We start from the raw sequence: 11,667 nt of genomic DNA on the forward strand, positions 1-11,667 counted from the left end.
AACATCCCTCCTACCTATGATTTTTCGGATCAGCCGCATCTGCAAATGCATTACCGATAATATAAAAGGCAATCGTAATAACACTTAACACAATACTTGGAAAGATGAGCTGATAACGCAAATCTGGTGACATCATTAGAACTCGACCTTCATTGATCAAATTTCCTAATGATGGCTCGCTAATTGGAAGACCTAACCCGATATAGGTTAAAAATACTTCAGAACCAATGGCAAACGGAATGGCTAAGCTCACCCGAAGCATGATAATTGAAATTAAATAGGGTAATAGATTTTTAAAAATAATGCGATGACTTGGAGTTCCCAATGTCCTAGATGCTAAGTTGTATTCACGGTCTCTTAATATGACAATTTGATTTCGGATAAACCGAGCCATTTCAACCCATCCGGTTATACACATCGCGATAATAATCGTTGTAATACTAGGCCGTAATATTAAAGACATTAAAATTAATACGATTGTCGTAGGAATATTTTCTACGATGTTGTACATATGAGAGATGGGATTCTCAAGTTTTCTAGAGTAACCCCAAAGAGCACCAATTGTAATCCCAACAATCACTTCAAATAGTGCTACGACAACACCTATTAGTAAGGACGTACGCGTTCCGGCCCATATCCGCGACCATAAATCTTGTCCAATTGAATTTGTCCCAAACCAAAATTCACTGTTTGGTTCAACATTTCGTAATTGATAGCCTGTTTCCTCATTTAAGTATATTTCGGTCGGTGATTTCTGATTTGGTAAATAAGGTTGAATAACAACGAAAAATACGATAGACATGACTAATATTAATAGAAAAACCGCTACTTTATTTTTTAAAAACGATCTCCAGGTTGAGCGCCAATAGGAATAATTCGAGTAGCCAGTTTCTTCTGCTTTATGTTCATCTGTTACTGCAAATTGAAACAATTGTTCACTAGACTTGTCCGAAATATTACGGATTTCTTCTGAAAATAGACCCATTAACGTACACTCTCCCCTCTACCGAGCTTAATCCGAGGATCGACAAGCGACATTACAATATCACCTAAAAATAAACCAATAATTCCAAGGGATGAAAAAATTAATACAAGCCCTTGAACTACCGCATTGTCCTGACGTTGAATAGCATCAACGAGTAAGCCTCCCATTCCTGGTATGGAATATAGTGACTCAATATAAATTGAACCTGTGATGGTAAACAAAATGGTTGCAGGTAAATATTGTGCCATTGGAATAAACGCATTTCTCATGACATGACGAAACATCAATGTACGCTCTCTTACTCCCTTAGCTCTTGCTAATTGAATATAATCTTTGTTTAGCTCGTCCACCATATAACGTCTCATCCACATTGCATAGGAAGCGATCGGTCCTAAAGCTAAAGAAATTAAGGGTAAAATCCAACTAATTGGTCTATCTTCATCAAATAACATCGGTAAACGGAAAAAGTCCGTAACATATACTTGGATTAATAAGTAATAAACCATAGCAGGAACAGCTACAACGAAGACAATGTATCCTGTCCCTAGCCGATCAAGCCAACGACCTTTCATTTGCGCCATTAAAATCCCCAATGGAACACCGATAAGCAAGGCTAAAACGACAGCTCCCAATCCAAAAAATAATGAATACAATATTTTATCAGCAATGATTTCAACAACAGGTACATCTGTACGATAAGTTATGGATTTTCCTAAATCACCTTGCGCTAGGTTGCTATAAAAGTTTCCTAATTGAACGAGAATAGGATCTCTAAGACCTAGATTCGTTAAATAAACTTCCTGTTGTTCAGGTGTCATTTTCTCTGCCGCCGCTCCTAAATAACCCTCTTCAGGTAATAAGCGTAGTAATAAGAAAACTATCGTGATAATAACTAATAATGTAATGACCGACTGCATTAATCGTTTCCCTATATAAGCAAGCATTTAAATCCCCCCTATGAAAGAGAATATGAAGGAAGGAGATGGTGAGAAGCCATCTCCTTCATAGTGTTTCAACACTCTTTATATCTAAATGTAGAATCTTTTACTGTCCTTGCTCTGCTAATGCCTCCGCACGCTCTTGTTCCCAAATCTCTTTCGCTTCTTCGAATTCCTCATTACTCATTGGCTTTTCTAATAAACTTTGACCTTTAAACTTCTCTGATGTTACACCAAATGGAGAGAACTGAGCCTCAAATGGATTTAGCTTAGAAGCCATGTACCCGTCACCTTGAACTGAATACGGGATAACAAAGGCTTCGTCTATTAAGAAGGCTTCTGCTTCTGCAAATAGCTGATAACGTTCCGCTGCTTCTATAGTTGCTTTTGCTTTTTCAACCATATTTTGATATTTCGGCTTACCATTGGACTCTAAATAGCCTTCTGCAAGTTCAGGTTTATTGTATGTGCCTCCAATTGTAAACGGATCTGTGTAAGTTGATGGATCAGCAAAGTCTGGACCCCAGTTCACTTCCATAAACGCATATTTACCCGGACGACGAACCTCTGATAAGAATCCAGTTGAAGGTCCTGCCTCTACAATAATATCGATATAATCTTTTCCTAATAGATTTTCCATTTGTTGTTCAACTACTTGCGTACGGTTCGCCCAGTCAGGACTACCGGAGTTATATGGCATTAATACTTTAATAGGGAATGTTGCTTTTCCTTCAAGATCTGCCAATGCTTTTTCTTTATACTCTAGAGCTAATTCAGCATTAAATGATTCACTATTTGTAAATTGAGCTAATGGCTCTAATTGTGTATAGTCCACACCATCAATATCAACAAAGTTTTTCGGTGTGATCGAGTTATTTAGTAGTGTCTCTGGATTATATGGTTCCATTGTCATCATTGCAGATACACGATCAAAAGCGTGGAATAAGGATTTACGGAAATTTTTATTATTAACCGCAACCTTCCAATTCTCAGGCTCGTATTCTGCATCAAATTGCGGATCAAAGTTTAACGCATAAAAATATGTGTAAAAGCTTGGCGTATCTTGTCTTACTAAGTCCTTTTTCTCGGGATCGTTAAACCAATCATCTAGTATCGCTGTTGGAATAAGTGCAAAATCTACTTCACCTCGTAAAAACAGCTCAGGTGCAACAGTATTTGCCTCAGCATTATATTTATAATGAATTTTATCGATTAACACATTGTCTTTGTCCCAATAGGTTTCGTTTTTAGCAAGGATACGTTCATTTTGAGGTTCAAAAGTATCTAAAATGTACGCTCCGTTATAAAGAAGGTCTTCACGGGTAGTACCGAAACGATCTCCTTTTTCAGCTAAAAATTCTCCATTCACCGGGAAGAAACATACATAATTTAACATTGATAGGAAGTAAGGTGTTGGACCTTCTAATGTGTACTCAACTGTATGTTCATCAAGAGCTTTTACACCTACTTGTGAAAAATCAGTAATCTCACCTTCATAGAAAGCATTACCATTTTTTACAACGGTAGCGATCCAAGCTGTTGAAGATTCATTTTTCGCATCAAGCACATAGTTTAAACCATCTACAAAATCTTGTGCTGTAACATCCGCATATTCTTCACCTTCGTGGGTAACCCACTTGACACCTTCACGTAGATTGAAAGTCCAAACTGTCGCATCATCATTTGATGTCCATGATTCAGCTATAGCAGGCTGAACGATACCATACTGATTATATTCAATTAAACCATCGACTAAATTTGCTGCCACCGCGAACTCATTATTATCGGAAGTTTTTAAGTAATTTAATGTTTTTACCTCTCCCGCATAAAGCGTACGGTATACTGATTCATCACTTGATGATTCGCCACTACATGCCGCAAGAATGACTGTAATACAGGCTAAAAGTATAAATAAATACTTCTTCATAGAAACCCTCCCAATTTGCTATCTTTTTATAATGAAAATCCGATTCCAGGTTCATCTGACATTCGAATCCATTGATTATTAAATGTTGGTCCCCCTGTAATTGGATCTTTCAAACAAAGAATTGGTCCATCTAAGTCAACCATTTGGATGTTTTTTTCTGATGCAGCAAAGTGTGCTGCTGCACTAACACTTATTTTCGTTTCTAACATGCAGCCAATCATGCATTCAATACCATTTGCTTCTGCAATATGACAAATTTTTTGTGCCTGATAAATTCCACCTGTTTTCATCAGTTTTATATTGATAAAATCAGCAGCTCGCATCTCAATAATTTTCACGGCATCTAAAGGTGAAAATACACTTTCGTCAGCCAATATATTTGTTTGTGTATTTGCAGTTACATACTGCATTCCGATGAGATCTTCATAGTGAACTGGTTGTTCTACTAATTCAATTTCAGTCCCCGCATCTTCAAGCTTTCGTATTATTTTTACTGCTTGCTTAGCAGTCCATCCTTGATTTGCATCAACTCTTAAAGTAATGTGAGGACCTACAGCATTTCGAATTTGCTTTATTCGCTCAACATCTTCGTCAGGATTTTTTCCAACCTTTATTTTTAAAATTTCAAATCCTCGCTTAACTGCCTCTACGCTATCCGTCACCATTTCAGAAATCTCATTGACACTAATTGTAATATCCGTTTTTAGTTCCTTTCGATAGCTGCCTAATACTTTATAAAGTGGTGTCTTATATTTTTTTGCGAATAGGTCATAAATAGCCATATCAACGGCTGCCTTCGCACTAGTATTTTTGTATATACAATGGTGAAGGCGCTCCATGATCGATGAAAAATCATCTATGTCCATTCCAGTAATGGCTGGTTTAATATACTCTGTTATTGCATGAACAATAGAAGCTTTTGTTTCACCAGTTATTACAGCAGTAGGAGCTGCTTCACCAACGCCTACTTGTCCATTATCAGTAAGCACTTGTACTCCTATGTTTCGAATTTTATCAACTGTTCGAAGCGCCGTTTTAAATGGAGTTCTAAGGGGAGCTTCTACTTCAAAGATCTGTATATCTGTAATTTTCATCGCATCACCTAATCCATTTCATTAAGTTAGAAACTGCAAAATACGTAACACTTCATAAAAATCATCTGTTATAAATTCAACTGTATTGTGAGGTTTAAATGTAGCACCTGGATAAAAAGCGTTACGGTAGGCGCGAGTATGATCGCGGTATATAATTTCAACAACAAATTTATCAGGGAGTGTTACTTTTAGAGATTCTCGATCCACTTTCATGGCCTGTTCTACAAGTCTATTTGTTTCACTAATCGCTAATTTAGGACTGACACTAATTGTCGCTCCACCTATTCCTTCTTTCGTTGCATAGGTAACAATATTTTCGTTTAATAATTTAATCTCTTCAGTTAAACCAACATCACCACTAACAAATGAAACGGGAACATCATGAAGTGCAGCTGCGTAGGTATTTATTAAAAATTCACTTACATATTCACCATTAATCTTTACATCTGCGTTTGTGACAAGGGTGTGGGCTAAGGGATTTCGATGACTCCCACCTTTTGAGTGATAGCCAATAAAAATTGCACGATCAAAGCTTTGATCTAAGCCTGCAACCATACACATTGGCTCCCCCATCCATCCGCGAATCACCTTCACGTTTATCGGTAATTCCGAAATGTCAATATTTCTAGCGGAATCATGTGCATCTTTTAAAACAATTTCTGTTGCTCCACCTTTTACAGCGCCTTCAATTGCAGCCATTACTTCTTTTGTCATTTGATATTGAAATGGTTCGTAATCTTGTGTATTTTTCTCCGTCTCAATCCAGGTTGTAGAACCCGCCACACCTTCTAAATCGGCACTAATATAAACCTTCATCTTTATCTAAACTCCTTTATCCTTTTGATAGATTTGTAGGGTTATCCCGAATGTTTAAAGTACTTTTTTAGGTGAAATCCATTGGAAACAGAAGTGGATCCACACTTCAATTTTTAGATAATTCTGTATTTGAAATAAAATCTACCACACTTTATTAATTATTTCTAGATTGAAAATATCATAATTATCCATTTTTTAAATTATTTTGAAATTTGTTTTATCTACATTGTTATATAAATATATGTCTTATACAGTAGAATTCATGACTTCCTAAAGATATAACTTTTATTGTCGTTTTTTAGTTTAGGATTAAATTTTCAATAGTTTTTGGAGGGGATTTCTTTAAATTTATGTTGGAAATGCTTGGGATTTAATTTACTCGTTTACTTTGTCAAATGGAGTTAGTGAGTGAGTTATAAAAAAGTTATTCAATGCAAGATTCACTGAATAACTTTTGAATTTGATTTTTATATAAATTTATATTCATGCACAATATGCCCATTTCTTCCTTTGGTTGTCGTTGCTTGTGAAAGTGAGTTAAGAATGGCTTCTTCTGTCACTTCAGCAGCTGCAGTAAACAATTCATTCATCACAGGATGGTCTTCACGTAGTTGTTTTCGCGTTTCTACAATATCCTTAGCAGTGTGAGGGATTTTATTAGCAGTTGTGAATCCAATGACAATATCACCACTTCCATGGGAAAAATGGCTACCTGTTCTCCCCAATCCAATACCACAACGTTTAATTACACGCTCAAGCTGTCGACTACTTAAAGGTGCATCTGTTGCAAAAATAATAATAATCGATCCATCATTTGGTGATAATGTTGAGTTGGATTGACTTATTTTCAGGCTATAGTTTTCTGATTTAAATTCTTCTGCATTCCCGAAATTAGTTAGGACCAAACAGCCGACAGTAAATTTTAAATGATGTTCTTTAACATCAATAATACGTGACGAGGTGCCGATTCCACCTTTAAATCCAAAGCACATCATTCCCTTCCCTGCCCCAACTGCTCCTTCTTCTGCTGGATTTTCAGTAGCATTATTGATTGCTTCAATCGCATGTTGAGGAGTTACTGTACAAGTACGAATGGAATTTAAAAAGCTATCATTACACTCACCTACCACAGTATTAATCGTTCCTGTTGCTATGCCAATGTCAGGGTTGGACTCTAGCATATATTCCAAAACTCCCTGTGAAACAGCAGGTACGCTAAAGGTGTTGGTTAACAATATTGGTGCCTCTATAACGCCTAATTCATTCACTTGTACAAGTCCAGTTGTCTTTCCAAATCCATTTATAACATAACTCGCAGCAGTTACCTTTTTCTGAAATAGATTTTCACCATGGGGTAAAATGGCAGTAACTCCCGTGCAAGCATATGAATCATCATTATCAACTGGTTCATCCAATGTGACATGCCCAACACGTACACCCGCAACATCTGTTATACAATTTTTTTCACCTACCGGTAATTTCCCTACGGTAATACCTAATTCTCTTATTTTTTTGCGCATCTCATTCACTCCTAACAATTGTATATCTTAATTTAGAATTAATTAATACTTCATTAATGATAGACAAATTTCCTTTATTTAATTTAGTTAGATAGTTTATATTTTCGGCGTTCTAATGTTTAAGCGTCTTTCTAACCAATTGTACAAGCGCATGATTTATTTATTTTTTCAACTTGATTTTCATTAATCATTTAAGATAAAGGTTGAATTTTAATATCTTATTCTCTAAATCGTTTCAATTTCCCCTCTAATTAAATACAACACCATCAATATCTATAAGTAACATACGTCGGTATACCGACCGAAAAAGTGTCGGTATAACGTCATTTTTAAACATCGGTATTTTCAAAACTGCAAATCTATTAGATAATAAGTTTGTAATATTATAATAAAGAGGAATATTATGGGGGTGATTTGTTAAGTTGAATTACAATATTATTCTCTACAACGAAATGAAAACTATTATCCAAATGACTCCAAATCTTCAAAATCATCTACGATCACAATTGCTGCAATATATTGATACGAAAAAGGATCACCCTATGATATTTGGCAATCTATGTGTACTTCACTATTCTGAGTTCACAGAAGAATTTAATCCCGAAATTTATCGAATTGCTGCAGCAGTTGAATTATTAGTTTTAAGTTTCGACATAATAGACGATCTTCAAGACCAAGATACTAGCAATATTTGGACAACCACTCCTGATTTGTCCATGAATGCTGCATTAGCGATGATTTTTATTCTCTCCAATGTAATTTTAGAAAGTAATTTCAAACATAAACATCACGCTAGAAATATTTTAGATATGTATGCATTGGATAGTATTAACGGTCAACAGCTAGATCTATTAAATTCATGTCAAAGCGAAGAAAGCTATCTGAATATGGTATCTTTGAAGTCTGGGTCATTAGTAACTTTAAGTTGCTTAGTGGGTGTAGTTTTGGCGCAAGGTGACATCGATATTCGAGTAAAAGAATATTCGAATTTGATTGGTGTAATTCAACAAATCGAAAATGACATTTCTGATGTGCAGTCGATCAATGGTAAAAATGACCTACTGAACAAAAAGTACTCATTACCGATTATTTACATCTTTGAAAAGCAAAATGATGTTTCCAAGCATCTTGAAGACTATTATCAAGGTCTCGTAACAACTATGGATATTGACTTCGTAAAAAAGGAATTATTTTTTGGTGGTGCTCTTCACTATGCGAAGGCTATTCGTAATATGTATCGAATTAAAGCCCTTGAGTATGTTGAAAATGTTACCATGAAGGAAGAAAGTAAAGAATATATCAAAAATCTAATGAAATGAGGAATTTAAAATGAACAAATTAATCCAATATTTAATTGAAAATCCAACTGTAGTTTCTTTATTACAACAAAACAAAGCATCTCTTGTAGGAGTTTCACCAGCTGAACAACAAGCTATTACTGATGCATTTAGAGAAACAACTGTTAAACCATTAGACCTTGGCTGGAGATAATGAATGTTTCCCCATAAATTGTTCTGGAGCATAATCACTATCTATCTAATTCTAGGAATATACCTTTTCATTACGAGTATTCAATCTCCTATTGCAGGTATTGAAGTAGAAAAGAGTAATGATAAATGGGAGATTTCAAATTTTGAATATCCTGAATTAGCTAATTTACATCACATTAACCAGGGCGATTTCCTTTTAAAAGTAAATGATCAAGATATAACAAAATTTAATAGTTTAGACTACGACCAGACAATACGTTCTGCTAATAGTTTAACAATCATGACAAAAGAGGGAGATATTCGTGATGTGCTTTTAAGTCATTACGATCTCCCTTTCCAGTTTTTAACCTACTTTATTTTGCCCTTATGTTATTTCTTTATCGTACTATTTATAGCTGCTTATTTATTTAAAAATAAAAAAGGAAACTCGCAATCATTAAAATACTTAATATTATTTATGTTGTCTTTGGCATTGGCATACAGTAGCATTGCTTCATCTACTCGCTTAGACAGAATTGGAATCGTCGTAAATAGCACAAGTATGATTTTAAGTGCAGTATTACTTCTCCAATTTATAAAGTTTTATTTAATGTTTATCGATATAAAGTTTAAAGTTTTAAACAAAAGTTCATGGTTTTATCTTTTTCCAATTATCGTTTTCATTTTAACAATATTAGAGGGTCCATTTCCCTTTTTATTTTCTGTAAATACTTTAATTATTCTCTCTATATTCTTTATTTTACTGACAATGATCATTATCATTCTCGGAATATCTCAGGTTAATTACAAGAAGCCTCATATTAAATTATTGTTATGGGGTTTTATTTTACCGTTTTTACCGTTTTTATTTTTATTTGTATTACCTGTTTTAATATTCCAAGAGTTTATTATATCATCTACTGCAAGTGCTCTATTTTTATTATTAATCCCTATCGGATTTATATTTGCTCAATTATCTGAACGATTGTTCGATGTTGAATATCATATATCCAGATTAAGATACTATACGTTTTATTCGCTTATCTTAACGATTTGGTTAATTTTAGGGATTAGTTTATTAACATCTGTGTCATTCAATAAATTAGTTGATACGGCCTTATTTATATTCATTTCGCTTGTTATTAGTTTTTATATTAAAGAAAAAATAGATTATCATAATCGGAAAGTTTTATTCTCTCCACGTGGTGATTATATCCATTTACTATATACAACAATTGACGAAATCGGAAATGCGATTAAAACAGAAGAAGTTTTCCAGCGTTTATCGTCCATTATCTCAAAGCAATTTGAATTAGATATTGTATATGTAGTGGCGTATGATGTTCAGGAAAAAAGATTCTTACCTACCCAAGATAATAATGTTGCGATAATACATAAATCGCTTAACCAATCAATTTTTGACAACCTGCAGCTAAGAGAGATTAAGAAGTATGATTCTTATTATGTAGCTTGTTTGCATCATGATATTGAGTTGAAACATTTTTTAGTTATGGGAAATAACAATAATACTCAGTTAAAACACGAGGAATTATTATGGTTAGAATTATTAATATTATTCGTTAACAGTTTTATTGACAGTTCAAAATTAGTTGAGGACCTACTTGAACAACTAACATTGGCTCAGCAAAAAGGAACAGACCAACCAATCTGGCTCAAAAAACTCGTTTGGCTCCAACTTGAGGATGAAAAAAATCAATTAGCTCAAGAATTACACGATACAGTTTTACAAGAGCAAATTTTTCTTATTCGGGAAATGGATTCTATCCTGTACGAAACAGATATTGAAAAAATGCAGCCTAAAATTGCGGATTTCCATCGTCAGCTAGTAACGATTAATCATCAACTAAGATCTTATTGTGAAAAGCTAAAGCCGCCTTTATTAGATACTTTAGGTTTAAATGCAGCACTTAACAAATTAATTATGGAAACGAAGAAGAGAGCAGCTTTCTCATTAATTACAAGTCTTGAACAAGTAAATGTAGAAAATAAACAAATTCCTCTTCTTATTTACCGTATCATTCAAGAAATGTTAAGTAACGCTGTAAAACATTCGGAAGCTACCTACGTAAAAATACAATTAAAGAACTATGAAAATGGGTTTGAAATTTTCTATATGGATAATGGTGTTGGCTGTGACATGGATACGATTAATCAATCAGATTCGATGGGACTAACAGGAATGCGAGAAAGAGTTCTTGCCTATGGTGGATATATCGATATCGATACTTATCCAAATGAAGGTATGCAAATTCATATACAAGTTGGGAATGATTTAAAAAATGATTAAAATTTTAATAGTAGACGATCATCCAATCGTACTGGAAGGAACGAAAAATCTTTTTCAAGATATAGAGGATATCCTAGTAGATACTAGCGATGATATTTATGCAATACATCAGATGCTAGAGGAAAAGCAAAATCCATATGATTTATACTTAATAGATATAAATATGCCCGAACAAAATGGTATTGTTCTATGTAGTAAAGTTCGTACAACACAGCCTAACTCAAAGATTATATTGTATACTGGAGACAATATTGAAGATTACTATTCTTTAATTTTAGAAAAAATGGTACATGGCTTGTTGTCTAAAACGTCAACGAAAGAACAAATGATCCGCGCAATTCGTGCAACTATTGCTGGTGACCTTGTACTACCATCAAACTTTATTAACTATATTAAAGATTTCTATAATGCGAACCAAATCGAAGAAACTTTAAAATTAAATGAACGTGAAAAACAAATCCTTCAATATATCTCAAAAGGGTATACTAATAGTGCCATTGCAATTGAGCTTCAAGTTACACAGCGAACAATCGAACGAAATTTGTCTCAAATTTTTAATTTATTGTAAGCGTCAAATAATGCCCACCTAGTTATTAGGTGGGCATTGATG

10 protein-coding genes are annotated in these 11,667 nt (G+C 34.2%); 4 read left to right on the top strand and 6 right to left on the bottom strand.

Annotated elements, in window-relative coordinates; translation table 11 throughout:
* Positions 1-10 precede the first annotated feature (10 nt).
* The 6 genes from CD30_RS11315 to CD30_RS11340 all read right to left on the bottom strand — a co-directional run bounded on the left by CD30_RS11315 (position 11) and on the right by CD30_RS11340 (position 7,280).
* Positions 11-985 (bottom strand): ABC transporter permease, encoded by a 975-nt coding sequence (locus CD30_RS11315; RefSeq protein WP_036176919.1) that lies wholly within the window; start codon positions 983-985, stop codon positions 11-13.
* Positions 985-1,929, bottom strand: a complete 945-nt coding sequence (locus CD30_RS11320; protein ID WP_036176921.1) for an ABC transporter permease — start codon at positions 1,927-1,929, stop codon at positions 985-987. Before CD30_RS11320 ends, CD30_RS11315 begins: the two co-directional genes overlap by 1 nt.
* 100 nt (positions 1,930-2,029) lie before the next feature.
* Positions 2,030-3,850 carry a peptide ABC transporter substrate-binding protein gene (locus CD30_RS11325; RefSeq protein WP_036176923.1) on the bottom strand — a complete coding sequence of 607 codons (1,821 nt, stop codon included), beginning with the start codon at positions 3,848-3,850 and terminating at the stop codon, positions 2,030-2,032.
* Positions 3,851-3,876: 26 nt separating this feature from the next.
* Entirely contained in the window at positions 3,877-4,944 is a 1,068-nt protein-coding gene (locus CD30_RS11330) for a dipeptide epimerase (protein ID WP_036176925.1), read from the bottom strand.
* A gap of 21 nt (positions 4,945-4,965) precedes the next feature.
* Positions 4,966-5,760, bottom strand: a complete 795-nt coding sequence (locus tag CD30_RS11335; protein ID WP_036176927.1) for a M55 family metallopeptidase — start codon at positions 5,758-5,760, stop codon at positions 4,966-4,968.
* 467 nt (positions 5,761-6,227) lie between these two features.
* Positions 6,228-7,280 (bottom strand): DmpA family aminopeptidase, encoded by a 1,053-nt coding sequence (locus CD30_RS11340; protein WP_036176928.1) that lies wholly within the window; start codon positions 7,278-7,280, stop codon positions 6,228-6,230.
* Positions 7,281-7,702: 422 nt separating this feature from the next.
* Between CD30_RS11340 and CD30_RS11345 the strand changes: the two genes are divergently transcribed.
* From CD30_RS11345 to CD30_RS11355, 4 genes are read left to right on the top strand one after another with little or no spacing between them, the layout of a single operon-like run.
* Positions 7,703-8,599 (top strand): polyprenyl synthetase family protein, encoded by an 897-nt coding sequence (locus CD30_RS11345; protein WP_052126166.1) that lies wholly within the window; start codon positions 7,703-7,705, stop codon positions 8,597-8,599.
* A 10-nt stretch (positions 8,600-8,609) separates the two neighbouring features.
* Positions 8,610-8,771: a competence pheromone ComX gene (gene comX / locus CD30_RS19820; protein WP_084077833.1), complete on the top strand. Its 162-nt coding sequence runs from the start codon at positions 8,610-8,612 to the stop codon at positions 8,769-8,771.
* 3 nt (positions 8,772-8,774) lie between these two features.
* On the top strand, positions 8,775-11,057 hold the full coding sequence (locus tag CD30_RS11350; protein ID WP_036176929.1) for a sensor histidine kinase: 2,283 nt from the start codon (positions 8,775-8,777) through the stop codon (positions 11,055-11,057).
* The gene (locus tag CD30_RS11355; protein ID WP_036176950.1) at positions 11,050-11,625 is read left to right on the top strand and encodes a response regulator transcription factor; all 576 of its coding nucleotides are present in this window, start codon (positions 11,050-11,052) and stop codon (positions 11,623-11,625) included. The genes CD30_RS11350 and CD30_RS11355 overlap by 8 nt, the downstream gene beginning before the upstream one ends.
* Positions 11,626-11,667 lie beyond the last annotated feature (42 nt).

This window comes from Ureibacillus massiliensis 4400831 = CIP 108448 = CCUG 49529 (assembly GCF_000772965.1).
Taxonomy (GTDB): domain Bacteria; phylum Bacillota; class Bacilli; order Bacillales_A; family Planococcaceae; genus Ureibacillus; species Ureibacillus massiliensis.